The organism is Burkholderia arboris (assembly GCF_902499125.1).
Taxonomy (GTDB): domain Bacteria; phylum Pseudomonadota; class Gammaproteobacteria; order Burkholderiales; family Burkholderiaceae; genus Burkholderia; species Burkholderia arboris.
On the sequence record NZ_CABVPX010000035.1, the window covers coordinates 65,383 to 92,102 of the forward strand.

The 26,720-nt window shown below is 67.1% G+C and carries 22 protein-coding genes and 1 riboswitch; of the genes, 12 read left to right on the forward strand and 10 right to left on the reverse strand.

Going from position 1 to position 26,720, the window contains the following annotated elements; translation table 11 throughout:
• Positions 1 to 96: 96 nt before the first annotated feature.
• Entirely contained in the window at positions 97 to 1,608 is a 1,512-nt protein-coding gene (amaB, locus tag BLA15945_RS31285; RefSeq protein ID WP_174994200.1) for an L-piperidine-6-carboxylate dehydrogenase, read from the reverse strand.
• 634 nt (positions 1,609 to 2,242) lie between these two features.
• Between amaB and BLA15945_RS31290 the strand changes: the two genes are divergently transcribed.
• The 3 genes from BLA15945_RS31290 (at position 2,243) to BLA15945_RS31300 (ending at position 6,037) form a co-directional block, all read left to right on the forward strand.
• Complete coding sequence (locus BLA15945_RS31290; RefSeq protein WP_059238933.1) at positions 2,243 to 3,823, forward strand: amino acid permease; 1,581 nt, start codon at positions 2,243 to 2,245, stop codon at positions 3,821 to 3,823.
• 142 nt (positions 3,824 to 3,965) lie between these two features.
• Complete coding sequence (locus BLA15945_RS31295) at positions 3,966 to 5,234, forward strand: NAD(P)/FAD-dependent oxidoreductase (RefSeq protein ID WP_174994201.1); 1,269 nt, start codon at positions 3,966 to 3,968, stop codon at positions 5,232 to 5,234.
• A 128-nt stretch (positions 5,235 to 5,362) separates the two neighbouring features.
• A complete protein-coding gene (locus BLA15945_RS31300) occupies positions 5,363 to 6,037 on the forward strand; it encodes a TetR family transcriptional regulator (RefSeq protein WP_059238928.1) in 675 nt (224 codons plus the stop codon).
• 57 nt (positions 6,038 to 6,094) lie between these two features.
• Here the strand turns inward: BLA15945_RS31300 and BLA15945_RS31305 are convergent, their stop codons facing one another.
• Positions 6,095 to 7,888, reverse strand: coding sequence for a phospholipase D-like domain-containing protein (locus tag BLA15945_RS31305; protein WP_174994202.1), 1,794 nt, complete (start codon positions 7,886 to 7,888; stop codon positions 6,095 to 6,097).
• A gap of 105 nt (positions 7,889 to 7,993) precedes the next feature.
• Positions 7,994 to 8,752 carry a DeoR/GlpR family DNA-binding transcription regulator gene (locus BLA15945_RS31310; RefSeq protein WP_059238924.1) on the reverse strand — a complete coding sequence of 253 codons (759 nt, stop codon included), beginning with the start codon at positions 8,750 to 8,752 and terminating at the stop codon, positions 7,994 to 7,996.
• A 204-nt stretch (positions 8,753 to 8,956) separates the two neighbouring features.
• Here BLA15945_RS31310 and BLA15945_RS31315 point away from each other — a divergent pair, with 204 nt between their 5' ends.
• The 3 genes from BLA15945_RS31315 to nadE all read left to right on the forward strand — a co-directional run bounded on the left by BLA15945_RS31315 (position 8,957) and on the right by nadE (position 11,284).
• Positions 8,957 to 9,142: a hypothetical protein gene (locus BLA15945_RS31315; RefSeq protein WP_006480515.1), complete on the forward strand. Its 186-nt coding sequence runs from the start codon at positions 8,957 to 8,959 to the stop codon at positions 9,140 to 9,142.
• Positions 9,143 to 9,354: 212 nt separating this feature from the next.
• Entirely contained in the window at positions 9,355 to 10,224 is an 870-nt protein-coding gene (locus BLA15945_RS31320; protein ID WP_174994203.1) for a DMT family transporter, read from the forward strand.
• Positions 10,225 to 10,435: 211 nt separating this feature from the next.
• The gene (gene nadE, locus BLA15945_RS31325; protein WP_174994204.1) at positions 10,436 to 11,284 is read left to right on the forward strand and encodes an ammonia-dependent NAD(+) synthetase; all 849 of its coding nucleotides are present in this window, start codon (positions 10,436 to 10,438) and stop codon (positions 11,282 to 11,284) included.
• Positions 11,285 to 11,357: 73 nt separating this feature from the next.
• Here the strand turns inward: nadE and BLA15945_RS31330 are convergent, their stop codons facing one another.
• The 3 genes from BLA15945_RS31330 to BLA15945_RS31340 form a co-directional block, all read right to left on the reverse strand.
• A complete protein-coding gene (locus tag BLA15945_RS31330; RefSeq protein ID WP_174994205.1) occupies positions 11,358 to 13,034 on the reverse strand; it encodes a S10 family peptidase in 1,677 nt (558 codons plus the stop codon).
• A 73-nt stretch (positions 13,035 to 13,107) separates the two neighbouring features.
• Positions 13,108 to 14,700, reverse strand: coding sequence for a S53 family peptidase (locus tag BLA15945_RS31335; RefSeq protein ID WP_059238916.1), 1,593 nt, complete (start codon positions 14,698 to 14,700; stop codon positions 13,108 to 13,110).
• Positions 14,701 to 14,958: 258 nt separating this feature from the next.
• Positions 14,959 to 15,585, reverse strand: a complete 627-nt coding sequence (locus tag BLA15945_RS31340; RefSeq protein ID WP_059238914.1) for a LysE family translocator — start codon at positions 15,583 to 15,585, stop codon at positions 14,959 to 14,961.
• A gap of 134 nt (positions 15,586 to 15,719) precedes the next feature.
• Here BLA15945_RS31340 and BLA15945_RS31345 point away from each other — a divergent pair, with 134 nt between their 5' ends.
• Positions 15,720 to 16,184 carry an Lrp/AsnC family transcriptional regulator gene (locus BLA15945_RS31345; protein ID WP_059238912.1) on the forward strand — a complete coding sequence of 155 codons (465 nt, stop codon included), beginning with the start codon at positions 15,720 to 15,722 and terminating at the stop codon, positions 16,182 to 16,184.
• Between the two features lie 75 nt (positions 16,185 to 16,259).
• On the opposite strand, the gene BLA15945_RS31350 is transcribed toward BLA15945_RS31345, so the two are convergent.
• Positions 16,260 to 17,171: a LysR family transcriptional regulator gene (locus BLA15945_RS31350; RefSeq protein WP_059240900.1), complete on the reverse strand. Its 912-nt coding sequence runs from the start codon at positions 17,169 to 17,171 to the stop codon at positions 16,260 to 16,262.
• Between the two features lie 139 nt (positions 17,172 to 17,310).
• Between BLA15945_RS31350 and speB the strand changes: the two genes are divergently transcribed.
• Both speB and BLA15945_RS31360 read left to right on the forward strand, forming a co-directional pair.
• Positions 17,311 to 18,267 (forward strand): agmatinase, encoded by a 957-nt coding sequence (speB, locus tag BLA15945_RS31355; RefSeq protein ID WP_059238910.1) that lies wholly within the window; start codon positions 17,311 to 17,313, stop codon positions 18,265 to 18,267.
• Between the two features lie 54 nt (positions 18,268 to 18,321).
• A complete protein-coding gene (locus BLA15945_RS31360) occupies positions 18,322 to 19,647 on the forward strand; it encodes an MFS transporter (protein ID WP_174994206.1) in 1,326 nt (441 codons plus the stop codon).
• 97 nt (positions 19,648 to 19,744) lie between these two features.
• On the opposite strand, the gene metE is transcribed toward BLA15945_RS31360, so the two are convergent.
• The gene (gene metE, locus BLA15945_RS31365) at positions 19,745 to 22,039 is read right to left on the reverse strand and encodes a 5-methyltetrahydropteroyltriglutamate--homocysteine S-methyltransferase (protein WP_174994207.1); all 2,295 of its coding nucleotides are present in this window, start codon (positions 22,037 to 22,039) and stop codon (positions 19,745 to 19,747) included.
• Between the two features lie 128 nt (positions 22,040 to 22,167).
• On the opposite strand from metE, the gene BLA15945_RS31370 reads away from it, so the two are divergent.
• Entirely contained in the window at positions 22,168 to 23,076 is a 909-nt protein-coding gene (locus BLA15945_RS31370; RefSeq protein ID WP_174994208.1) for a LysR family transcriptional regulator, read from the forward strand.
• A gap of 22 nt (positions 23,077 to 23,098) precedes the next feature.
• Here BLA15945_RS31370 and BLA15945_RS31375 read toward each other — a convergent pair whose 3' ends face one another.
• On the reverse strand, positions 23,099 to 23,821 hold the full coding sequence (locus BLA15945_RS31375; protein ID WP_059238901.1) for a CbtA family protein: 723 nt from the start codon (positions 23,819 to 23,821) through the stop codon (positions 23,099 to 23,101).
• A 13-nt stretch (positions 23,822 to 23,834) separates the two neighbouring features.
• Complete coding sequence (locus BLA15945_RS31380) at positions 23,835 to 24,044, reverse strand: CbtB domain-containing protein (RefSeq protein ID WP_059238899.1); 210 nt, start codon at positions 24,042 to 24,044, stop codon at positions 23,835 to 23,837.
• 33 nt (positions 24,045 to 24,077) lie between these two features.
• Positions 24,078 to 24,215: riboswitch (cobalamin riboswitch) on the reverse strand.
• A gap of 49 nt (positions 24,216 to 24,264) precedes the next feature.
• Here BLA15945_RS31380 and BLA15945_RS31385 point away from each other — a divergent pair.
• Positions 24,265 to 24,837, forward strand: coding sequence for a histidine phosphatase family protein (locus BLA15945_RS31385; protein ID WP_174994209.1), 573 nt, complete (start codon positions 24,265 to 24,267; stop codon positions 24,835 to 24,837).
• 175 nt (positions 24,838 to 25,012) lie between these two features.
• Positions 25,013 to 26,605, forward strand: a complete 1,593-nt coding sequence (locus BLA15945_RS31390; protein WP_174994210.1) for an inorganic phosphate transporter — start codon at positions 25,013 to 25,015, stop codon at positions 26,603 to 26,605.
• Positions 26,606 to 26,720 lie beyond the last annotated feature (115 nt).

Here is a 26,720-nt window from a genome sequence, read left to right on the forward strand (position 1 = left end):
CGCACCCGCCTCGCCCGAAATACAAAGGGCCGGTTGCCGCATCCGCGGCAACCGGCCCTATTCATTCACACGCGGCGCCCAGCGGGGCACCCCGTATTACACGTCGAACTTCACACCCTGCGCCAGCGGCAGCTGCCGGCTGTAGTTGATCGTATTCGTCGCGCGGCGCATATACGCCTTCCACGCATCCGAACCCGACTCGCGGCCACCACCCGTTTCCTTCTCGCCGCCGAACGCGCCGCCGATTTCCGCGCCGCTCGTGCCGATGTTCACGTTGACGATCCCGCAATCGCTGCCGGCCGCCGACATGAACTGCTCGGCTTCACGCATGTCGTTCGTGAAGATCGCCGACGACAGGCCTTGCGGCACCGCGTTGTGCAGTTCGATCGCGTCTTCGAAGTTGTCGTAGACCATCACGTACAGGATCGGCGCGAACGTCTCGCGCTCGACCACCGCCGATTGCTTCGGCATCCACACGATTGCCGGACGCACGTAGTACGCATCCGCGTGACCGATGTCGACGCGTTCGCCGCCCTTCACTTCGCCGCCCTGCTCGCGCGCATCGCCCAGCGCCTTCTGCATCGCGTCGAACGATGCGCGATCGACCAGCGGGCCGACCAGCGTGCCGTCTTCAAGCGGGTTGCCGACCTTCACCGACGTGTAGGCCTTCTCGATGCGCGGCAGCAGTTGCTCGACCAGGCTGCGATGCACGATCAGGCGGCGCAGCGTCGTGCAGCGCTGGCCGGCCGTTCCAACCGCCGCGAACGTAACGGCACGCACGACGAGATCGAGATCCGCGCTCGGCGCGACGATCATCCCGTTGTTGCCGCCGAGTTCGAGGATGCCGCGCGCGAGACGCTGGCTCAGCACCTTCGCGACTTCCTGGCCCATCCGCACGCTGCCCGTCGCGCTGACGACCGGCACCTTCTTCGACGCCGTCAGCACTTCGCCGACGTCGCGCATGCCGAGCACCAGCTGGCTCAGCTCGGCCGGCGCGACGCCCGGATGCGTCTTCTCGAATTCGCGGATCGCCTTCTGGAGCAGCACGTGACATGCAATCGCGGTGAGCGGCGTCTTCTCGGACGGCTTCCACACGACCGAATCGCCGCACACGAACGCGAGCGCCGCATTCCACGCCCACACTGCAACCGGGAAGTTGAACGCCGAAATCACGCCGCACACGCCGATCGGGTGCCACGTTTCCATCATCCGGTGGCCCGGGCGCTCCGACGCGATCGTCAGGCCGTAAAGCTGGCGCGACAGACCGACCGCGAAATCGCAGATGTCGATCATTTCCTGCACTTCGCCGAGGCCTTCCGACGTGATCTTGCCGGCTTCGAGCGTGACGAGGCGGCCAAGCTCGGCCTTGTGCTCGCGCAGCACGTTGCCGAACACGCGCACGAGTTCGCCGCGCACCGGCGCCGGCACCGTGCGCCACTTGAGGAATGCGTCGTGCGCAGCGTCGATCTTGCGTTCTGCGTCAGCCGGCGTGTCGACAGCCAGCGTCGCGAGCGTCGCGCCGTCGAGCGGCGAACGCGCGGTCAGCGCATTGCCTTTCCACTGGGCGAGATCGATGTCGAGCGCGGCAAGAATGTCGTTGAATTGCATCACTTCCTCTTCAGGGACAGATTGATCGGTGCGGCGGCAGCGCCGCCCGCGTGATTCGATTGGAGCGCGTTCGCGCGCCCTGTGCAAGCGGATGCGCCGCGTGGCCGGCCCGGTGCGCCCTGCGGCGCATCGCGCTGCGCCGCCGCCGGAAGCCCGGCCGGACGGCGCGCCCCAGCCTCGCGAGGCACGATCCATGAAATACATTGTCGGTGGCCACAAGTCGGGCCGCTATTGATATTAACTCACGACTTCATTCCGAAAACGCAACAACCCGACGAACGAACCCCATGCTTTCCTGTGCCGATATGGGACGCTTCCGAAGCCCGCAACCGGGCGATCGGACACGTCCTGAAGCGATACAAGTTGATGACAAACCTGCATCACCCTGTTCGGAAATATCGTTTGCCGGTCGTGCATCGGGCACACACAATCGGGGCGACGTCGAGGTGCAACGCACCCGGCGCGCCGCCGGCCGCCACTATGGCAGCCGGACGCCAGACGAACGCGACACGCATCGCGGCCCCGCTCATCGGGCCCGTTTCGCACCGTATCACCGCTGCCCGGCCCGCGCCCGGCAACGCGTCGCGCTTCGTCACCGAAAAAACAATCCCGGAGACAGCGCCCAGCGCCCGCCATGCATTCAGATGCCCGCCCCGATTCGTCCCGCCCTTCCGGCTCGCCGCCCGCGAAGCCGTCCCTCCACCGTGCGCTGCAGGCCCGCCATCTGCGAATGATCGCGATCGGCGGCTCGATCGGCACGGGCCTGTTCGTCGCGTCCGGCGCGTCGATCTCGCAGGCCGGCCCGGGCGGCGCAATGCTCGCGTACATGGTGATCGGCCTGATGGTCTATTTCCTGATGACGAGCTTAGGCGAGATGGCCGCGTTCATGCCGGTGTCGGGTTCGTTCGCGACCTACGGCGCAAAGTTCGTCGACGAAGGCTTCGGTTTCGCGCTCGGCTGGAACTACTGGTACAGCTGGGCCGTGACGCTGGCGGTGGAGCTCGTCGCCGGGCAACTGGTGATGAACTACTGGTTCCCGCACGTGCCGGGCGTCTGGTGGAGCGCGCTGTTCCTCACCTTGATCTTCGCGCTCAACGCACTGTCGGTGCGCGGCTTCGGCGAAGCCGAATACTGGTTCGCGCTGATCAAGGTACTGACGGTGCTCGCGTTCGTCGGCGTCGGCCTGCTGATGATCTTCGGGATCATGCAGGGCGGCCCGAGCGCCGGCTGGGGCAACTTCACGATCGGCGACGCGCCGTTCGCCGGCGGCTGGGCAACGATGCTCGGCGTTGCGATGATCGCGGGCTTCTCGTTCCAGGGCACCGAAATGATCGGCGTCGCGGCCGGCGAATCGGAGAACCCGCGCACGACGATCCCGCGCGCGGTGAGCCAGATCTTCTGGCGCATCCTGCTGTTCTACGTGCTCGCGATCTTCGTGATCGGCGTGCTGATTCCCTACACCGACCCGAGCCTGCTGAAGAGCGACGTGACCGACATCGGCGTGAGCCCGTTCACGCTCGTGTTCCGCCACGCGGGCCTCGCGTTCGCGGCCGGGGTGATGAATGCGGTGATCCTGACGGCCGTGCTGTCGGCCGGCAACTCGGGCATGTACGCGTCGACGCGGATGCTCTACAACCTCGCCGTCGAAGGCCGTGCGCCGAAGCTGTTCGCGAAGCTGTCGGCGGGCGGCGTGCCGCGCAACGCGCTGTATGCGACCACCGCCGTCGGCGCGCTGTGCTTCCTCACGTCGCTGTACGGCAACAAGACCGTCTACCTGTGGCTGCTGAACACGTCGGGCATGGCCGGCTTCATCACGTGGCTCGGCATCGCGGTCAGCCACTACCGCTTCCGCAAGGGTTTCCTGAAGCAGGGCTACCGGCTCGACCAGTTGCCGTACCGCTCGAAGTGGTTCCCGTTCGGCCCACTGTTCGCGTTCGCGCTGTGCGCGGTCGTCGCGCTCGGCCAGGACTATCAGGCGTTCCTCTCCGACAAGATCGACTGGGTCGGCGTCGCCGCGACCTACATCGGCCTGCCGTTCTTCCTCGCGATCTGGCTCGGCTACGCGCTCGTGCGCAAATGCCGCCTCGTGCGCTACGAAGACATGGAGATTGCGCCGTGGATCGAACGCAACGCGACGCCCGAAGCCGCGCCGCAGGCCGCCACCGGCTACGCGGGCTACGTCGCCCGCCCGGCCAACCCGACGCCGGGTGCGTGACGCCTGACGTCACGCTTCGCGCCGGCCGCCGCCCGAACGCGGCAGCCGGCCCCCTGACAACCCCATTCGACGCGGCGCGCGCGTTCAGGCAAGATCGACGCGCGCCGTCTGCTTTTTTGCCGTCACGAGTCCACGAAATCGCATGCAGAACTTCTACGAAGCCACCGTTACCCGCCAGCCCTACCCGCAACTGACCGGCACGATCGACACGCAGGTCTGCATCGTCGGCGGCGGCCTTGCCGGCCTGTGCACCGCGCTCGGCCTCGTCGAGCGCGGCGTGCACGACGTCGTCGTGCTCGACGGCGAACGGGTCGGCTTCGGCGCGTCGGGCCGCAACGGCGGCTTCGTGTTCGGCGGCTACAGCCTCGACAATGCCGACCTGCTGCGCACGCTCGGCCGCGACGAAGGACGCCGGCTGTACCGGCTCACCGTCGATGCGGTCGACCTGATCCGCACGCGCATTGCGCGCTACGGGATCGACTGCGACATCGTCGATCAGGGCGTGATGCTCGCGAACTGGTTCGACGATCCGTCGCGGCTCGACAGCGTGCGCACGCTGATGAAGAACGAACTCGGCGTCGACTGGGAAGCCGTCCCGGCCGGCGCGCTGCGCGAGCGGCTGAAGACGCAGCGCTATTACGGCGGCCTGTTCGAGCCGAACGCGTTCCACTTCCATCCGCTCAAGTACGTGCTCGGCGTCGCGGCAGCCGCATCGCGCGGCGGCGCACGCGTGTACGAACGCTCGGCCGCACTCGGCATCGCGCGCGAAGGCGCCGGGTACGTCGTGCGCACGGCGCAGGGCACGGTGCGCGCGAAGGACGTCGTGTTCGCGTGCGGCGGTTACGCGCGCGGCGTGTCGCCGCGCATCGAGCGCGCGGTGCTGCCGATCGCGACCTACGTGATCGCGACCGAGCCGCTCGGCACGCAGCTGCCCGATGCGATCGACGCGCCGTATGCGATCTACGACACGCGTTTCGCATTCGACTACTACCGCCCGCTGAAAGACACGCGCATCCTGTGGGGCGGCCGGATCTCGGTCCTCGACCGCGGCCCCGACGCGATCGCGCGCCTGCTGCGGCGCGACCTGCTGCGCGTGTATCCGCAACTGGAGGGCGTGAAGATCGACTACGCGTGGGGCGGGCTGATGAGCTACGCGCGGCACAAGATGCCGCAGATCGGCCGCGATGCGGACGGCGTGTGGCACGCGATCGCGTTCGGCGGCCACGGGATGGCGCCGACCACGGTAGCGGGCGAAGCGCTCGCCGCCGCGCTGGCCGAAGGCCGGCCGGTGCCCGACGGCTTCGCCGCGTTCGGGCTCACGCGCACGTTCGGGCTGGCCGGCCTCGCCGCCGCGCAGCTCACGTACACCGCGTACCAGGCCCGCGACGCGCTCGCATCCTGCCGCCGCTGAACGGCCGCGGCGGCTGAAACGGCCCCGCCGGATGGCCCCGCCGATTAGAGCGGAAGGTCGGCCGGGCGGGGATTTCCCGCATGCTAGAATGCCTTTTCCAAGCCGCCGCGAACCCACAATAAAGTCACATGAAAGCAGGAAGCAAGGCCGCCACGTCCGACACCCGCGCGCTTGCGTCCGAAGCGCGGCGTAAATACGATCCCGAGCAAACCAAGCGCAACATCCTCGATGTCGCCACGCAGGAATTCTCTGCGATGGGCCTCGCCGGTGCGCGCGTCGACGCGATCGCCGAGCGCACGAACACGACGAAGCGCATGCTCTACTACTACTTCGAAAGCAAGGAAGGCCTGTACGAGGCCGTGCTGGAGAAGGTGTACGGCGATATCCGCGCGCTCGAGCAGGAACTGCACGTCGGCGACATGGAGCCGCGCGAAGGCATGCGCCGCCTCGTCGAATTCACGTTCGACTATCACGACAAGCATCGCGACTTCGTCCGCCTCGTGTCGATCGAGAACATCCACGGCGCGAAGTATCTCGAACAGCTCAAGTCGTTCAAGAACCGCAACGTCAGCATCATCAAGACGCTCGAGGAACTGGTCGAGCGCGGCGCGGCCAGCGGCGCGTTCCGCAAGGACATCGACGCATTCGACCTGCACCTGCTGATCAGCTCGTTCTGCTTCCACCGCGTATCGAACCGCTACACGTTCGGCGCCGCATTCGGCCGCGATCCGTCGGCGCCGCGCCTGCGCGCGCGGCATCGCGACACGATCGCCGACGCCGTGCTGCGCTACGTCGCCGCGTAAGCAGCGGCAAACGCAACCCGGGGCACGCACCATCCGTGCCCCTCGCACTTCGGCAAGTCAGTCCGCCGGTGCGGTCGACGCCAGTGCGATCCGCGCCTTCTCTTCCGGGCTTCCCGCCACGTAATACTTCTTCGCCCAGCTCGAATCGGGTGCGAGCGCGAGCCGTGCATGCGCGCCCGTGCCCGCGTCCGTGCCGTGCTGCTGCGCATTGATCGCCAGCGCCCGCGCGCGATAGTGCTCGTAGAGCCGCAGGAATTCCGCGAGATAGATCGCCGCGATCCGCTTGTCGCGAATCTCGAGCAGGTTCTCGTCGTTGTACTGCTCCGAATTGCGGCTCATGTTCGCCGAGCCCGTATAGACGACCGGATTCGCGCCTTCCGCATCGATCACGATGAACTTGTGGTGGATCACGACGGGCGGAAAGGCCGGCGCCGGCTCGCCCGGAAAGAGCCGCAGTTCCGGCGTGAAACCCTGCGGCACGGTGGCCGGCGAGAAATACGCGGCATCGATCACGTCGTGATTGTCGCGGCTGCGGTGGTACAGCTCGAGGTTCGCGAGCGTCGCCGCATCGAGCGTCTGGCCGGCCAGCTGCGCCGTATCGGCCTTCGTCGCGCTGCCGACGTTGATCTTGTTCACCAGCCCGAACATCATCAGCCCGCGGTCGCCGGCCGCGAAACAGGCATCGCGCAGCGCCGCGTCGGTCGGCATGAACAGGCAGAACGACACCGAATGCTTCGCGGCCGCAATCGCGGCGACGATCGTGTCGATCTCCGTACGCTGCCCCGCCGGCTCCGGCGAAAACGCGACACGCACCTGCGCGCTGCCGATCGTCATCGGCTCGGACCAGCCCGACGTCAGCTTCGCCGTCTCCGCGATCGACGGATTCCCGGCCAGCGCATGCGCGCGGTCGTTGTACAGCGCGGCGAGCGCGGACGAGTCGAACGCGTGCAGCACGTTGGCCTGCTCGGTCAGCCCTTCGGTCGTGAAGTTCGCGGAACCGGTCAGCACGCGCGCGGGCGCCGGATTCGACGGCGCATCGGTCACGATGAACTTGTCGTGCATGATGTGCGTCTTGTCGCGCGGCGCGCGCGTCGCGAGGCCCTGCAGCGCGTCGACGGCCGGCTGGTTCGGCGACGGCAGCGGCGGCTTGCCCTTGCGCGACGTCGTGTGCGCGTCGTAGACGATCGCGAGCGACGCTTCGCCATGCTGGCGCCCGAACGCCTCGAACGCAGGCAGCGCCCACAGCGTGTCGGTGAGGTGATAGACGGCCGACGCCGCGCGCGAAGCCGGATCGAGCATCTCCGCGAACACCTGCTCCATGTCGTTCGCGAGCCACGTGCGCAGCTTCAGCGCCTGCGCGTCGCTCGGCGCCGCGTTCGGCGCGAGGCCCAGCGCCGCGACCTGCTTCGCGAACGCCTGCGAGCTCACCACCGCGCGGTTGAACCACGTGCCGATGCCGTCCTCGATATGCGCGGGCAGCACGACATCGCATACGCCGCCTTCCGCGTCGAGCACCTGCAGGTTCGCCGGCGTGCCGACGACCGGATAGACGTCGTAGCGAAATGACGCATCGCGGTCCTGGGGATCGATGCGCGCATCCCACCACATGAATTTCTGGATCGGCGCCTGGTCGGTCGGCGCATCGCCCTGCGTGTCGGCTGCCGGACCGTCGAACGTCAGGCGGTTCGGCAGCCAGCTGTCCGGCGCACGCGTCTTGCCGTCGGCCGACCAGAAGCCCGGTGTGCGCCGGATCGCGAAGCCGAGGAAATCGGACCGCGACGCCGCATCGGGCCAGTCGAAGGCCAGCAGGACCAGGGTGGGGGAAAGATAGCTGCGCACGCTGACGGTCATTCGTTGCTCCCTGGCCTGGCGGCCGGTCGAGGTGAATGGGTCAGTGTTGACGGCGGTTCTTCCCGCGGGATGACGGTTCGGTGAACCTTGTATGTCGGACGCGCGTCAGTCGCACACCAGCAGTTCGATCCCGCGCGCGGTCAGCGCGCGGCGCACGGCCTTGTCGGGCGCGCGCTCGGTCACCAGATAGCGGGCGGCGGCCGTGCCGTTGATCCGCACCGGCGTCACGCGGCCGAATTTCGAATGGTCGGCGACGATGATCGCCGTGCCGGCCGCCGCGATCATCCGGCTGCGCACCTCGGCCGCGAGCCGCGAGTAGTCGGTGCATTCACCGTCGGGCGTGATGCCGCCCGCGCCGACGAACGCGAAATCGACGTGGTATTGCGCGAGCTGGTGAATCGTGTCGAGCCCGAAGGTCGCGTCCTCGTCGTCGGACAGCTCGCCGCCGAGCAGCGTCACGCGGTTGCCGTTGCGCCGCGCGAGCACGAACGCGGTACGCCAGTCGTTCGTGTAGATCGACAGCCGGTGCCGGTCGGCGAGCGCCAGCGCGACCGCATGCGGCGTGCTGCCCGAATCGATCAGCACCGATGCATCGTCGGGCACGAATTCGGCCGCGCGCCGCCCGATCGTGCGCTTCGCTTCGGCATTCGCGGCTTCGCGCTCGGACAGGCTCGGCTCGCGGCGATCCGCGGCCAGTGCGCCGCCGTGCGTCATCACGAGCAGGCCGCGCGCGGCCAGCGCGTTCAGGTCGCGCCGCACCGTTTCGCGCGACACGTCGAGCGAACGGACGAGTTCCGCGACCGACAGCGCGCCCGACCGTCCGAGCTCCGACAGGATGTATTGATGACGTTGTTCCGCCAGCATCGCGTGTGCGCCCGAGGCGACTGGTAATGGGTAAGCCGGCCATTGTATTACGGACGTTTGACCGGCATTTGACGGCGGCGGGAAACGGAACCGGCCGCGTTTCCCGAAAGCGAAATTCTGTATTGCCTCACGCGCGCGAATCGGCGCGGCGCCGGTTGCTACACTTTGCGCTTCGCCGAACGACCAAGCAAAGGGGCTCGCGCCATGTATCGCAAAGGCAGTGTGATCGAAATCCAGTTTCCGCCGGAACGCCTCAACGACGCAGCCGGCGATCCGTACTGGATCGACCTGACGCTCGACGAAGCACGCCGGCTCTACGAACAGCTCGCCGCACGCTTCGCGACCGACGCGCGCGCCAACCAGCCGCTCGACACGTTCTCGATCGACTGATTCGGCTGATCGCCGCGGCTTCGCACCCGCCCGTGCCGCATCGAGCGGCGCGGCACCCGTTCCCTCCGCCCCGCGCGTCCAGCGCGCAATGATCGCCGGCACCGCCACGCATCGCGCGGCACGAGTGCAGGATTCGACAAGACGCCGGCACCGCTTCCCCCGATACTGGCCGACTTCCTGATTCTGCCCGGCCGCCTCGCGGCCCGTCACGCATGCTTACCTCGATCGTCGCTGCCGCGTTCGTCGCGCTGTGGTCCACCGGCTTCATCGTTGCGCGGGCAATCAAGCCCTACGCCGATCCCAACCTGTTCCTGCTCGCCCGTTTCGCGGGTACGGCCGCGCTGTTCGGCGTCGTGGCGCTCGTCGCGCGCGCACCGTGGCCGGCCCGCCGCGAATGGCCGCGTCACCTGATCGCGGGCGCGCTGCTGCAGGGCGTCTATCTCGGCGCGAGCTACTGGGCCGTCGCGCAAGGGTTGAACGCGGGGGTCATGGCGCTGCTCGGCGCGCTGCAGCCGCTCGCCACCGCCGTGCTGGCCGTCCCGCTGTTCAACGAGCGCCTGCCCAGGCGCGGCTGGTTCGGGATGGCGCTCGGGCTCGCCGGCGTCGCGCTCGTGCTGGCGCCGAAGGTCACGGGCGGCGTCGCGCCCCCGCCGGGTGCGGCACCTGCTTGGCTCGTCGTCGCCGTGTCGGTGCTGGCGGTCGGGTCGATCACGGCCGGTTCGCTGTACCAGAAAGGCAAGCTCGCGCAGAGCGACCTGCGCACCGCGGTCGCCGTACAGAATTTCGGCGCGGCGATCGTCGCGGCCGTCTTCGTCGTGCTGCTTCATGAAACGCGCTGGATCGGCGCGCCGGCGCTGTGGGTGTCGCTCGTGTGGGGCGTCGTGTTCCTGTCGGGCGGCGCGGTCACGATGCTGATGTGGATGCTGCGGCGCGGCAACGCGGCGCGCGCGACGTCGCTGCTGTTCCTCGCGCCGCCGCTCGCCGCGCTGCAGGGTTACTGGCTGTTCGGCGAAACGCTCGCGGCGATCCAGCTCGCCGGCTTCGCGCTCGCGCTGGTGGGCGTCGTGCTCGCACGACGCTGACGCCGGCCATCCGGCCCTCGCTTGCATCGATGCCCTGCGCACGGATGCCCTTCATGCGGCATCCTGCACCCGCCCGGCGCACCGTGCACCACGGCGATGCAGCGCGTCTCGCCGAAGCAACGCGAAACCGCCGGAACGCATGCCCGGCGCGGCGGCGCGCCACGATTGCGCTTATGATGGGCGCCTTGCATTTCGTTCCGGAACTTCCTTCATGACATCCGCCGATTACGCCAGCCGCCAACGCGCGATCATTGCCGAACTGAACGTCGCCCCGCACTTCGACGCCGAGGCCGAGATCGCCCGCCGCGTCGAGTTCCTCGCGCAATACCTGCGTTCGACCGGCCTGCGGACCTATGTGCTCGGCATCAGCGGCGGCGTCGATTCGTCGACGGCCGGCCGGCTCGCGCAACTGTCGGTCGAGCGCCTGCGCGCCGACGGCTACGATGCGCGCTTCATCGCGATGCGCTTGCCGAACGGCGTGCAGAACGACGAAGCCGACGCGCAGCGCGCGCTCGCGTTCGTCCGTGCGGACGAGGTGCTGACGGTCGACGTGAAGCCGGCCGCCGATGCGATGCTCGGCTCGCTGGCCGCGGCCGGCCACGTATTCGACACCCCCGCGCAGCAGGATTTCGTGCACGGCAACATCAAGGCGCGCGAGCGCATGATCGCGCAGTACGCGGTGGCCGGCGCGCAGCGCGGCATCGTGATCGGCACCGATCACGCCGCTGAATCGCTGATGGGTTTCTTCACGAAGTTCGGCGACGGCGGCGCGGACATCCTGCCGCTCGCGGGCCTGAACAAGCGTCGCGTGCGCGCGGTCGCGCGTGCGCTCGGCGGCGAGGAACTGATCGTGATGAAGGTGCCGACGGCCGACCTCGAGGAACTGCGCCCGCTGCGCCCCGACGAGCACGCGTACGGCGTGAGCTACGACGAGATCGACGATTTCCTCGAAGGCAAGCCGGTCAGCGACCACGTGTACGAAACGGTGCTGCGCTTCCATGACGGCTCGCGCCACAAGCGCGCGCTGCCGTACACGATGTTCGACTGGCCGGCCGCGTAAGCCGGCCACTGCGGCTGAATTACCGCCGCGCGAGCCGTCTCGGCTGCGCGCGGCACACCGACGGCGGGCAGCGCTATGCGTGCCCGCCCGTCTTCTTCGCCTGCAATGCGCGAATCCGCATCCGCGCGCCCGTATCGCTGACCGTCGCGTCGTACATCGTCGCGAGATCGCGCTTGAGCGCGGTACGCGAACCGCCGTCGAGATACACCATGTGCCCCGACGGATAGAAACGCGCGGACAGGTTCTGCCGCACCTTCTGATCCTCGAGCGGCATCTGCTGCAGGTCGATCACGGTCTGGTAGAACGGCGTGACGAAATCGTAGAAGCCGTTCGCCGACAGCACCTTCAGGTCGACGTTCAGCGCCATCACCGCGGCGAGATCGCCGGCCGTGTAGAGAATCACGTTCCCCTGCGCATCGATGCCCTGCTGCGCGCCGGTCGGGTCGATATGGCTGAAATCCCAGTTCTGGAACGCCTGGTCGTTCAGGTCGGTGAACGCGGAATTCGACGTGAACTTCAGCTGCTCGTTCAGGTAGCTGTTCCACATCGCCGTATAGACGCCCGTCACGGCCGTCATCGTCGGATCGTTGCCGCCCGAGTTCGGGTCGATCTTGCCGGCGATACCCGACGAGATCCCGGTCACGCGGCCGTCGTACGAGCCGAGCGCGAGGCCCTGTGCATGCAGCAGCGTCGTCAGGAACAGCGAATTGCCGCGCGCGTCGTAGCCCGCGATGTTGAGGCTCCACGACTGCAGCGTCGCCGGGTCGATGCCCGTGTACTGCGACAGTTTCTGCACGGCGGCCGGGTCCGCATGCGGCACCGTGCGCAACGCGTTCAGGTAGTCGGTGCGCGAGAACTGCGCGACTTCCTCGACGAACGCGCCGAGATCGGCCGGCGCCGGCGTGACGCCGAGCTTCTTGTGGTACCACGCGTCGGCCGCGGCGGTCGGCAACGCGCCGACCGGGTTGCCGGCCTGCCGGTAGTCGAGGATCGACGACTGCAGCGTGACGCCGTTCAGGTCGACCCCGTCCTCGTGCAGCTTGTACGCGAGCACGCAGCTGCGCGCGGTGCCGTACGATTCGCCGAACAGGTATTTCGGCGAATTCCAGCGGTTGTTCTTGGTCAGGTAGCGCTTGATGAACTGCTTCAGCGAATCCGCATCCTGGTCGACGCCCCAGAAGTTGCGGTTCTTGTTCGGCGCGACGGCCGCCGAATAGCCGGTGCCGACCGGGTTGATGAACACGAGATCGCTGTGGTCGATCATGCTGTCCGGGTTGTCTTCCATCTGGTATGGCGCGGGCGGCGTGAAACCCGGCATCGACGTCTTGATGCGCTTCGGCGCGAACGAGCCGAGCAGCACGAACACCGACGACGAACCGGGGCCGCCGTTGTAGAAGAACGTCACCGGGCGCGTTTCTTCCTTCGCGCCGTCGGCCGTGAACGCGACGTAGAAGATCTTCGCGGCCGGTTGCGAACTGCTCGGGTCGACCGTCACGAGGTGGCCGGCCGTCGCCGTGTACGCGAGGCGCTTGCCGTCGATCAGGATCGTGTGATGCGTGATCGCGGCCGACTCGGTCGTGTCGGTCACCGAATCGTCGGGACCGTTGCCGTATGCCACCGGATCGAAGAACGGCTGGTCGCGGCCGTGGCTCAGCGCGACCGGGTTGATGGTCGGCGGCACGCCATGTGAATTGTGGTCGCCGTGATGCAGCGGATACACGCCGCCGGAAGATGCGGAATCGATGCCCATCGTGCTGCTCCTGGAGGTGAAAAAAGACGCGGGCAGGACACCCGCGTCGAACGGAAAGGCGTATGTCCGCGCGTCAGCTCGACGGCTTGCGCGCGAGGATCGTGGCGAGCTGCGCGCCGTTCGGGCTGCCGAGACCCGTGCACGCGTCCCAGCCCGACGCAGCCGCATAGGTGCCGTTCGATCCTTTCGTGATGTCGCGCAACGCGCCCGGATTCTTGTACAGCACCGGATTGACCCAACCGGCCGATGCGCCGGCCGCCGCATTGATCCGCGCGATCAGCGCGGCCCACAGCGGCGCAACCGCGCTCGTGCCGCCCATCACGGTAGCCGTGCCGGCGACCGATACCTCGTAGCCCGTCTGCGGCGACGCATCGCCGGCCACATCGGGTACGCCGCGTTTCGCAAGCGGCGTGCGGCTGCCGTCGGCGAGCGTGACCGCGAGCCCCTGCTGCCACGCCGGCACGTCGAACAGCGTGCTGACACCGCCGCCGCCCGCGCCGCCGCCGGCCGCCTCGTCGTTCCACGTGACCTCGCTGCGGATGCCCTGCCCCGGCAGCGCGTCGAGCTGCGTGCCGCCGCAGCCGAGCACGTACGGGCTCGACGCGGGGAAGTCGACGTGATCGGCGCCGTCCTGCAGCCCGTCGCCCGACCCGCTGTCGCCCGACGCCGCGCATACGGTGATGCCCTGCGCGGCGGCCGCCTGCAGCACGCGGTTGAACGCCTGCGCCGACTGCGCCTGCCACGTCGCTTCCGGGCCGCCCCAGCTGATCGAGATCACCGACGGCTTGTTGGTCGTGTCGCTGACGGCCGCATTGACGGCCTGGATGAAGCCCGCGTCGCTGTTCGACGCGAAGTAGACGGCGATCTTCGCGGCCGGCGCGATCGCACCGGCGATCTCGATGTCGAGCGCGACTTCGCCGTCCGGGCCGTTCGGGTCGCCGGTCGGCGTGTTGCGACCGGTGCCGACGTTCACGTCGACGAGCGTCGGCGGCGTCGTGATCCCGAGCCCGTGGAAATACTGCTGGATATCGGCCGCGCGATAGCCGCCGCCGAGTTCGACGATCGCGATGCATTGGCCGGCGCCGTCGCCGGCCGGAAAGCCGTACAGCGACGCCAGCTGGACCGGTGTGAACGTGACGCCCGCCGCGCCGCCGCGCGCGGGCCGGAACGGCGGACGCAGCCGGAAATGCGGCCGCGCCTGCGGGCGGCTGTCGAGGCCGAGCACGGCCGTGACGGCGTCGCCGAGATCGTCGGGCAGCGCGATCGGGCCCGAGCGGCCGCGATACTGGCCGATCGACCGATGCTCGAAACGCTCGAGCGTGACGCCGAATGCGGCCTCGAACTGCTTGATCGTGCCCGACAGCACGACGACGCTCTCGACCGGATCGACGCGATCGACCGCGAGCTGGTGATGACGCGCGAAGTCCTCGGTCTTGCGGATGTCGTCGGGATTGGCGGAGAAACGCTGCGCGAACGCTTCGCGCGACAGCGGTTTCGCCTGTGTGTCGCCGGTGGCGAGCTGGTGGACCAACGTATCGAGTTGCCCTTCTTCCTGCCGCCGCAACATGATCGTGACGTGGATGCGTTCTGCCGGATCGCACGGGCCGAGGCACTTGGACTCGGCGACGATTCGGGGTTCACGGTCGGCGTGAAGATGCCTTGCCATGTTCAGACCCTCCTTGGTACCGCGTTGCACGGAACAGCCAGGAAATCGGACATAGCCGGCGGAAGTCGGTTCCGTTCGGTCAGTCGGTTCGCGATTGCGCGAAGTTAAGGGAAGTTTAGAACAGTCAGACGATTTGCGCGCACGCCCTTCTGCAGCAAGGGATGCGCGTGAAGGCCGGCATTGCACGCGGCCTGCGGCGACCGGCGCCTCGTTGCCGCGCGGCTGCAGACCGGCGCGGCAACGGTACGGCGACCGCGTTCAGTCCATTGAAAGGCGCAGCGCGAACCCGATCAGCGCCGCCGAAAACGTCCAGCGCTGCACGGTCTGTGCGAGCGGATGCGCGCGCATCCACGCCGCGATGCGCGACGCGCCGAACACGCACGCGAGGTCGAAGCACACGCCGGCCGCGACCAGCAGCGCGCCGAGCTCGAACATCTGCCAGACGACCGGCCCTGCCTCGGGCCGCACGAACTGCGGCAGCAGCACCGAGCAGAACAGCAGCGCCTTCGGGTTCAGCAGGTTCGTCAGCAACCCCTTCACGAACGACTGGCGCAACTCGCCGGCCGTTGCCGCCGCGTCGCTGTCGCCGAGCGCGAACACCGGCGAGCGGAACACCTGGATCGCGACATACGCGAGATAGAGCGCGCCGCCGTAGCGGATCACCTCGTACAGCCACGGCGCGCTGCGGATCAGCGCCGCGACACCGCAGGCCGACAACGTCACGTGCGCGGTGCGCGCGAGCGACAGCCCGGCCGCCGCCGCCATGCCCGGCCGCACGCCACGGCCGATGCTGGTCTGCAGCACGAGCGCCATGTCAGGCCCCGGCACCGCATAGATGGCCGCCAGCGCGGCGAGATAAATCAACAGCAAATGCGTGGAAATCATGGTCTGCCCCCGTCCTTCAATGACGATATGTTGCCGCTGAAGGAGGAGGGATTATTGGCCATCTTTGGCTCTGGATTGGCGATCCGTAGTGGAATCCGCCACAATCACGGAATCGAAACAAGGATTCCGCCAACATGACCGAGCTCGACAAAACCGACCGCGCGATCCTCGCTGCGGTGCAGCGCGACGGCCGCCTGCCGATCGCGCGGCTCGCCGAATCCGTCGGCCTGTCCGAGACGCCTTGCGCGCGGCGCCTCAAGCGGCTCGAAAGCGACGGCTACATCGAACGCTACCGCGCGCAACTGTCGCGGCAGGCGCTCGGCTTCGGCGTCGTCGCGTTCGTGCTCGTGCGGTTCGCGACGCACGACCGCAAGGTCGCCGACCGGTTCGAACGGGAAGTGCTCGGCATCGAGCGGATCCTCGCGTGCCACAACGTCGCCGGCACGGCCGACTACCTGCTGCAGGTGGTCGCGCGCGACCTCGACGACTACGGCACGTTCCTGCGCGACTCGCTGCGGATGCTGCCGGGCGTGACGTCGATCGAATCGGCGCTGTCGCTGCGCGAGGTGAAGCACGACGCGGGCTTGCCGGTGCCGTGAGGTGCGGCGGGCCGGCAAGCCGCGCCAGCGCGTAACGCTTGTTCACTTTGCCGGCCGTGCCGGCGTCAGGCGGCGTCAGGCAACGTCGGGGGACTGGTGCGCGCGCTCGAGATCCTCGAGAAACGCTTCCACCAGCGGATTCCCGCGCCCGTTGCGCGCGACGACCATGTGGAACGTCACGTCGTAGCGCAGTTCGTCCGGGTTGAGCGGCGCGAGCAATCCCTGCGCGACGTACGGCGCCGCGAAGTGCTGCGGCAGGTAGCCGAGGTGGTGGCCGGACAGGATCAGCAGCGCGACGGCTTCCATGTTGTCGGCCGTCGCGGTCACGCGGTCGGGCGTCGTCGACAGCTGCGCCTCCGGCAGCGGATACGAGCGCCACGCCCATTCGAAGCCCGCGACGTCGGCCGGCGTCAGCATGCCGGCGCCGTCGAACAGCGGATGGCCGCGCCCGCAGTACGCGACCTGGCGCTCGATGAACAGCGGCGTGTAATGCAGCGACGGCACGCGGTGCCAGAAGTAGCCGACCGCGATCTGGATTTCGTCGCTCAGCAGCTTCTCCTCGAGATCGCCCGGCGCGCGCACCGAAATCGAGAAGCGCACGGCTTCGTCGCGCGTGCGGAACGCGGCGATCGCCTCGGCGATCCGCGCATTCTGGCTTACCGGCGTATGGCCGATCAGGCCGATATTCAACGTGCCGACCAGTTGGCGGTCCATATGCCGCGCGGCCATCCCGAATTCGTCGAGCGCCGCGAGCAGTTTGCGGCTCATCGCATGGAACCGTTCGCCCTTCGGCGTAAGCCGGAAGCCGCTGCGGCCGCGCTCGCACAGCCGGTAGCCAAGCCGCGTCTCCAGCGACGACAGTTGCGCGCTGATCGTCGACTGCCCGACGTTCAGCACGGCCTGCGCGGCCGATACACCGCCCGCGTCCGTGACCGCGAGAAACACGCGGATCAACCGCAGATCGAGGGTCGACAGATTCCCCAGCACGTTCATCCCCTTCCATACATCGATGAAAATCGATGTTTACGTCGATATCTTCGCATTCTTCTTTCCCGACGGAGCGCGTAAAACTGTGCGCCAAGCCGCGTCGCATGATACGGCAACCCCACATCGGAAGAGACAGCCCATGAACGACCACCCCCATTTCCAGCCGCTCGGCGGCAATGAAATGCCGCGCTGCGGCGGCATCGCGACGATGATGCGCCTGCCGCACGTGGCGAGCGCCGAAGGCCTCGACGCCTGCTTCGTCGGCGTGCCGTTCGATCTCGGCACGTCCAACCGCACCGGCGCACGCTTCGGCCCGCGCCAGATCCGCACGGAATCCGTGCTGCTGCGCCCGTACAACATGGCCACGCGCGCCGCGCCGTTCGATTCGCTGCAGATCGCCGACATCGGCGACGTCGCGATCAACCCGTACAACCTGCACGATTCGATCTCGCGCATCGAAGCCGCGTACGACGCGATCCTCGAGCATGACTGCAAGCCGATCACGCTCGGCGGCGACCATACGATCGCGCTGCCGATCCTGCGCGCGATCCACCGCAAGCACGGCAAGGTTGCATTGATCCACGTCGATGCACACGCCGACGTGAACGACACGATGATGGGCGAAAAGATCGCGCACGGCACGCCGTTCCGCCGCGCGGTCGAGGAAGGCCTGCTGCACGGCGACAAGGTCACGCAGATCGGCCTGCGCGGCACCGGCTACGCCGCCGAGGATTTCGACTGGTGCCGCGAGCAGGGTTTCCGCGTCGTCCAGGCCGAGGAATGCTGGAACAAGTCGCTGGCGCCGCTGATGGAAGAAGTGCGCGCACGCGTCGGCGACACGCCCGTCTACATCAGCTTCGACATCGACGGCATCGATCCGGCCTACGCACCGGGCACCGGCACGCCGGAAATCGCGGGCCTCACGGTGCCGCAGGCGCTCGAGATCATCCGCGGCGCGAAGGGGTTGAACATCGTCGGCTGCGATCTCGTCGAAGTCGCGCCGCCGTACGATCCGTTCGGCACCACGGCGCTGCTCGGCGCGAACCTCGCGTACGAGTTGCTGTGCGTGCTGCCGGGCGTCGCGTACCGCGACTGATCCCGGCACCCACACTATTCCAAATCAAAGGATTCCAGAGGAGCACACATCAAGATGGGGACTTCCGTCAAGCAACCGAAGCGGGCGGCGCTCGCTTCGTTCGTCGGCACCACGATCGAGTGGTACGACTTCTATAGCTACGCGACCGCCGCCGCCATCGTGTTCGGGCCGCTGTTCTTTCCCGGCGAAAACCGCTTCATCAGCCTGCTCGCGTCGTTCGGTTCGTTCGCGGTCGGTTTCTTCGCGCGGCCGCTCGGCGGCGTGATGTTCGGCTATCTCGGCGACCGCTTCGGCCGCAAGCGTTCGCTGCTTGCGACGCTGATGCTGATGGCCGTGTCGACCGTCGCGATCGGCCTGCTGCCGACCCATGCGCAAGCCGGCGTGATCGCACCGATCCTGCTCGTGCTGATGCGCGTGCTGCAAGGTATCGCGGTCGGCGGCGAATGGGGCGGCGCGGTGCTGCTCGCCGGCGAGCATGCACCGGAAGGCAAGCGGACGTTCTTCGCGTCGTTCGCGCAGCTCGGCAGCGCGAGCGGCCTGATCCTGTCGATGCTCGCGTTCGGCGCGATCAGCACGCTGTCGAAGGACGACATGATGAGCTGGGGCTGGCGCGTGCCGTTCCTCGCAAGTTCCGTACTGCTGATCGTTGGCTTCGTGATCCGTGCGAGCGTATCCGAGTCGCCCGAGTTCGAGGAAGTCCGGAAGAGCGGCAACATCGCGCAAAAGCCGCTGCGCGAAGCGCTCAAGTACTGGCCGCTGCTGCTGCTCGCGATCGGCGCGAACGTGTACGGCATCGCCGGCGTGTATTTCAGCAACATCTTCATGATCAGCTATGCGACGCAGTTCCTGTCGCTCGACCGGTCGATGGTGCTGCATTGCATGACGATCGTCGCCGTGTTGCAGTTCGTCGTGCAACTCGCGGCCGCGTTCCTCGCGCAGCGCTTCGGCACCACGCGCGTGCTGCTGATCACCGGCGCATGGGCCGCGATCGTCCCGTTCCTGATGCTGCCGCTCGTGCACATGGGCACGCCCGTGTCGATCACGGTCGGCGTCGGCCTCGCGACGCTCGCGGAATCGGGTTACTACTCGGTCGTCGCGGGTTTCGTGAGCGGCATCTTCGTCGCACGCATCCGCTATACGGCGATCTCGATCGCATACCAGGTGTGCGGCGCGCTCGCCGGCGGCCTCACGCCGCTGGTGGCGACCATCATCGCGCAGAACACCGCGCCGCAATGGTGGCCGCTCGCGATCCAGTACATGAGTGCGGCCGTGCTGTCATCGCTGTGCGTGTGGCTGATCTCGCGCCGCGTCAGCATCGACGATGTCGGCGCGCCCCGCAAGCAGGACGACGCGCTGCCGCGCGCCGCACGCACCGCGTAACGCACGTGCACGCGTGACGCAAAACGGCCCGCTTCTGCGGGCCGTTTTTTTGCCGTCCGATTTTCGATCGCGACGGCGGCGCACAACGTGCGTCAGGTTATTGCACCTGGCTGCGCAATGTCTTCGCCGCAGCGACCATGTTCGTCAGCGCCGGAATCACTTCCGCCCACTGGCGCGTCTTCAGGCCGCAATCCGGATTCACCCACAGGCGTTCCGCCGGAATCCGTTCGGCCGCCTTCTTCATCAGGCCGACGATGTGCGCCTGCGTCGGGATGTTCGGAGAATGGATGTCGTACACGCCCGGCCCGATTTCGTTCGGATACTTGAAGTTGTCGAACGCGTCGAGCAACTCCATGTCCGAACGCGACGTCTCGATCGTGATCACGTCCGCATCCATGTCCGCGATCGACGCGATGATGTCGTTGAACTCCGAATAGCACATGTGCGTGTGGATCTGCGTCTCGTCCTGCACGCCGTTCGCGGTGATGCGGAACGACTCGACCGCCCACTTCAGGTACTCGCCCCATTGCACGCGGCGCAGCGGCAACCCTTCGCGCAGCGCAGCCTCGTCGATCTGGATCACGCGCACGCCGACCTTCTCGAGATCGAGCACTTCCTCGCGGATCGCGAGCGCGAGCTGGTAGCACGACACCGAGCGCGGCTGGTCGTCGCGCACGAACGACCAGTTCAGGATCGTCACGGGGCCGGTCAGCATGCCCTTCATCGGCTTGGTCGTCAGCGACTGCGCGTACGCGATCCATTCGACCGTCATGGCCTTCGGGCGGCTGATGTCGCCGAACAGGATCGGCGGCTTCACGCAGCGCGAACCGTACGACTGCACCCAGCCGAACTGGCTGAATGCGTAGCCGTCGAGCTGCTCGCCGAAGTATTCGACCATGTCGTTGCGCTCGGCTTCGCCGTGCACGAGCACGTCGAGTTCGAGCGCTTCCTGCTCGCGGACGCTGCGTTCGATCTCGGCCTGCATCGCCGTGCGGTAGCCGGCCTCGTCCAGCGCGCCGGCCTTGAACTGGCTGCGCGCCTGGCGGATTTCGGCGGTCTGCGGGAACGAACCGATCGTCGTCGTCGGGAAGGCCGGCAGGTTCAGTCGTGCCGACTGCCTCGACGCACGTTGCGTGTACGGGCTCACGCGGTTGCCGAGCTGCGCGTCGATGCGCGCAATCGCGGCCTTCACCGCCGGGTTGTTCACGCGCGGCGAGCGGCGGCGCGAATCGATCGCGGCGGCATTCGCGGCGAGCGAATCGGCCACCTTGTCGCGGCCTTCGTTCAGCGCGGTCGCGAGCACCTTCAGTTCGTCGAGTTTCTGCAGCGCGAACGCAAGCCACGCGCGGATTTCCGCATCGAGCTTCTCCTCGCTCGCGAGATCGACCGGCACGTGCAGCAGCGAGCACGACGGCGCGAGCCACAGGCGATCGCCGAGCTGCTGAGCGAGCGGTTCGAGCCAGTCGAGCGTCGCGTTCAGGTCCGTCTTCCAGATGTTGCGGCCGTTGATCGCGCCCACCGACAGCACGCGCTCGGGCGGCAGTTCACGTACCAGTGCGTCGATTTCGTCGCGTGCGTTGATCGCGTCGACATGCAGGCCGTCGACCGGCAACGAGGCAGCGAGCGTCAAGTTGTCCTGAAGCTGGCCGAAGTAGGTGGCGAGCAACACCTTGATGCGGCGCGTTTCCAGCGCGGCATACGCGGTACGGAACGCCTGGCGCCATTCGGCATCGAGCTCGGCCACGAGAATCGGTTCGTCGATCTGCACCCATTCGACGCCCTGCGCGGTCAGCGTGTCGAGCAGCGCGCCGTACACGGGCAGCAGCTTCGGCAGCAGCGCGAGCCGATCGGATTCGTCCTTCGCCTTGCCGAGCCACAGGTATGTGACGGGGCCGAGGATCACCGGCTTCGCGTTCACGCCCTGCGCGTTTGCCTCGGCCAGTTGCTGCAGCAGGCGCGACGGGTCGAGCGAGAAGTTCGTGTCCGCGTGGAACTCCGGCACGATGTAGTGATAGTTCGTGTCGAACCACTTCGTCATTTCACCGGCCGCGACACCGCCGCAGCATGCGGCGTGTTCTTCCGCCGACTGCGCCGAGCGGCCGCGCGCGACGCGGAAATAGTTGTCGAGCGCATCGCCGTGGAAGTCCTGCACGCGCTTCGGCAGGTTACCGAGCGTGAAGCTCATGTCGAGCACCTGGTCGTAGAACGCGAAGTCGCCGATCGGCGCGAGATCGAGATCGCGCTGGTCGTGCCAGTGGCGCTGACGCAGCTCGGTGCCGAGCGCCTTCAGCGCGTCGCGCGACGACTCGCCCTTCCAGTAGCGCTCGAGACCGAACTTGAGTTCGCGCTTCGCGCCGATGCGCGGAAAACCGAGGTTGTGTGTCGTAACCATGAAGCTGCCGTCCAGAGAAAAATTGAAGATCCGGCAGTCATCATAGGGATTTCAAACCATGAAATAAAATGGCATTATTTCATTTACTCATTAAAATTGTTCATGCATCCGTTGCGCAGGCAAAATCCATGCTGGAACGATTCCATCTCGTCGTCATTCGTGAAGTCGAGCGCCAGGGCTCACTGACCGCGGCCGCCAATGCGCTTCACCTCACGCAATCGGCGCTCAGCCATACCGTCCGGAAAATCGAGCAGCAGCTCGGCACGCCGATCTGGGACCGCGAAGGCCGTGGCCTGCGGCTCACACAGGGCGGCCAATATCTGCTGAAACTGGCGAACCGGCTGCTACCGCAGTTCGAGCTTGCCGAGGAGCGGATGAAGCAGTACGCGAAGGGCGAGCGCGGCACGCTGCGCATCGGGATGGAGTGCCACCCGTGCTACCAGTGGCTGCTGAAGGTCGTGTCGCCGTACCTGTCACGCTGGCCCGACGTCGATGTGGACGTGAAGCAACGCTTCCAGTTCGGCGGTATCGGCGCGCTGTTCGGCTATGACATCGACGTGCTCGTGACGCCCGATCCGCTGAACAAGCCGGGCCTGCGCTTCGATCCCGTGTTCGACTACGAGCAGGTGCTGGTGGTCGCCGACTCGCACCGGTTCGCGAACGCCGACTACGTGACGCCCGAGCAACTGACCGACGAGATCCTGATCACGTACCCGGTCGAAACCGACCGGCTCGACATCTACAACCAGTTCCTGACGCCGGCCGGCATCGTGCCTCGGCGGCACAAGTCGATCGAGACGACCGACATCATGTTGCAAATGGTGGCGAGCGAACGCGGCGTGGCCGCGCTGCCGAGATGGCTGGCCGACGAGTACGCGGACCGGATGCCGGTCGTGCCGGTCAAGCTCGGCAAGAAGGGAATCGCGAAGCAGATCTTCCTCGGCATCCGCGCAGCGGACGCCTCGATCGACTATCTGGCCGCGTTCGTCGCGCTGGCGCGCGAATCGACGTGGAGCGCGCCGCGCATGCTGCGCTAGGCGCGCCCGGTTGCGCTGCGCGTCAGGCGGCGCGCAGGCCGATGCGTTCGCTGCGCTCGACCCACGCGCCGAACAGCAGCCCGATCGTCGTCCACATGATCACCTGCATGCCGATAGCCGCAACGCGGAACTTCCACAGCACGGCCGCCGGGAAATCGGCCGGTAACTCGCTGACCGACGGCAGCCCGATCTGCACGGCCGCGATGATCGCGACAAACACGAGCCCGGCGACGATCGACGCGTTCCACTGGCCGAGCTTTGCCAGCAAATGGCGGCGCACGCTGACCGAGAACACCATCGTCGCGACCGAGATCGCGATCATCAGGAAAAACAGGCCCGTGCGATAGCCGATCGTGTCGGGATCGCCGACCGACGGTGGATTGGCCGGGTATTTGAGGTTCGGCACGATCACGAGCGCGATGAACGCCGCCAGCGCGAGCCACGCGGCCAGCGGTCGCGCGGGGAGGCGGCTGCCTCGCCCATAGGCAAACGCGAAGACCAGCGAGAACAGCCCGCCGAACGCCGCGCCATAGGTCACGACACCCGTCAGCAGGCCGAGGCCGGCCTGCGTGTGACGGCTGACCAGTTCGGGCTCCGGTGCCTCGCCTTTGGCAGCGTCGGCTTTTTCTTCGAAGGAGATTGCCTGATCGACTTGCGGTTCGCCGACGATTTTCGCGAAACCGAACGTGAGGAGACCCGCGGCGATGCCTGCGAGCATCCCGCGCATGAGCAGCTTTCCGACCATCTTGACCTCCGCGTCAGTGGCAGGGAAAGCCGAGCAGATGGCGGCCGTCGTGGACGAATTCGTGAACGTACATGCCCGGCACGAGCGACGTTGCGCCCTGTTCCGCGCCGACGAAATAAAGCGCGAGCAACAGGATCAGGCCGACGAATATGGCCCAGGGCAACAGTTCACGGACGGGGATGGGTGCCGGCACGACTGCCGGCTTCAGCACTGCTTCGCTCATGGATGCACCTCAGGGGAATCGCGCCCCGGCAAATGTTGGATGGGTACGAAGGCAGGTCTGGCTTCCGGGATCATCGATCACCGGTTACAGTGGCGCGACCGCGCCGGGATTGCACCGGCTTCCGCGTTTCGTATCGGGCGAATTGTACGCGCGAACGTTCGCGGAATGAAGGGACCGCTCGCGAACGATTGCCCCCGGCCCGGATCCTACGAAGCCCGACATGACCCTGCCTGCCACGCTGTACCTGATCGCGCATGCATCGACCCGGGCGATGCGCACCGGCACGTTTCCCGACGACGATCCGCTCGATGCACACGGGCTCGCCGAAGCCGCTGCATTGCGCGACCGGTGGGCAAGCATCGCCGGCTCGCTCGTGCTGTGCAGCCCTGCACGCTGTGCGCGGCAGACCGCCGACGCACTCGGTCTGCGCTCCGAAACTGACGACGCGCTGCGCGACATCGATTACCGAAACTGGCGCGGCAAGCGCTTGCACGACCTTGCACGCGATTTGCCGGACGAACTGGGTACGTGGATCGGCGACCCGTCCGCGGCGCCGCACGGCGGCGAATCGTTCGAAGCAGCCATGCGCCGCGTCGGCACATGGTTGAATGCGCTGCGGCACGACCGCGACATCGTCGCGATCACGCATGCGCCGATCGTTCGCGCGGCCGCCGCCCATGCGCTGCGGATGGATTCCAGGGCGGCAACCCGTATCGACGTCGCGCCGCTGTCCTGCACGACGCTCGTTGCATCGCCGGATGGATGGACATTGATTGCGGACGGCAACGCGTAGGCCCGCATTGCGCTCACGATGTGGGCAACGATGCGTGCCGGTACGTCGCGTCACGAATGCATGCCTTCAATCACCTTACGCATCTGTAAGACACACCGTTCGTCCTCCCGACTGTCATCAAACTGACGGCTAGCCGCAGCTAGGATCGGACGCGGTTCCCTTACGAGATGCCGTCATGAATCAACCTGCTTCGTCCGCACCGAACACGCCGGGCTCCGTCGAACGCACCAGGCAGGTCGGCTATGCCGTCTTCCTGCTGGTGCTCGTGCTCGGCGCCGTCTATATCGCCACGCACCTGATCGACGATCTGTCACCGGTCCGCGAAGGAAAGCTGTTCCCTTACCTGCTGCTCGGCGCCGCGCTGCTGATCGCACTCGGCTTCGAATTCGTCAACGGCTTCCACGACACCGCGAACGCGGTCGCCACCGTGATCTATACGCACTCGCTGACGCCGAACGTCGCGGTGATCTGGTCGGGCATGTGGAACTTCCTCGGCGTGATGGTCTCGAGCGGCGCAGTCGCATTCGGCATCCTGCAGTTGCTGCCGGTCGAGCTGATCCTGCAGGTCGGCAGCGGCTCGGGCTTCGCGATGGTGTTCGCGCTGCTGATCGCCGCGATCGTGTGGAACCTCGCGACCTGGTATTTCGGATTGCCGTCATCGAGCTCGCATACGCTGATCGGGTCGATCATCGGCGTCGGGCTGATGAACCAGCTGATGCACGGGCCGTCCGGCACGAGCGGCGTCGACTGGGGCCAGGCGCTCGGCGTGGGCAAGTCGCTGCTGTTCTCGCCGATCGTCGGCTTCCTGTGCGCGTCGTTGCTGCTCCTCGTGCTGAAGGCGCTCGTGCGGATTCCGGCGCTGTACAAGGAGCCGCCGAAGGATCAACCGCCGCCGTTCTGGATTCGCTGCCTGCTGATCCTGACCTGCACGGGCGTGTCGTTCGCGCACGGTTCGAACGACGGGCAGAAAGGGATGGGGCTCATCATGCTGATCCTGATCGGCACGGTGCCGACCGCGTATGCCTTGAACAAGGCCGTCACCCCGGCCGAATCGCAGACGTTCGTTGCCGTCGCGAACCAGGCGGCCGCGACGTTCGGCAAGTACACGAACGGCGTCGCGCCGTCCTCGAACCCGCGCGCCGACGTCGAACACTACGTGCAGCGTCGCGAACTGACGCCCGCCGTGCTGCCGGCCGTGGCGCAACTGTCCACGTCGCTCGCGACGGCAGTCGGCGCATCGGGCTCGATGGCGGCCGTGCCGCAGCGCGACGTCGATAACGTGCGCAACACGATGTATCTGGTATCCGAAGCAATTCGCCTGATCGAGAAGTCGGGTCAGCCGGCGTTCGCGGCCGACGACAAGCTCGCGATCGACAACTATCGCACGCAGCTCGACCACGCGACCAAGTTCATTCCGACGTGGGTGAAGGTCGCCGTCGCGATCGCGCTGGGCCTCGGCACGATGGTCGGCTGGAAGCGGATCGTCGTGACCGTCGGCGAGAAAATCGGCAAGCAGCATCTGACGTACGGACAGGGCGCATCGGCCGAACTCGTCGCGATGCTGACGATCGGCGCGGCCGACATGTACGGGCTGCCCGTCTCGACGACCCACGTGCTGTCGTCGGGCGTCGCGGGCACGATGGCGGCGAACGGGTCCGGATTGCAATGGAGCACGGTGCGCAGCCTCGTCCTCGCGTGGGTGCTGACGCTGCCGGCGTCGATCGCGCTGGCGGCGGGACTCTACTGGCTGTTCCGGTCGCTAGCCTGATTTTGGTTGCGGCGGGTGGCCGGTGGAGCCGGTCGCCTGCTGTGGCTGTGGCTGTGGCTGTGGCTGTGGCTGTGGCTGTGGCTGTGGCTGTGGCTGTGGCTGTGGCTGTGGCTGT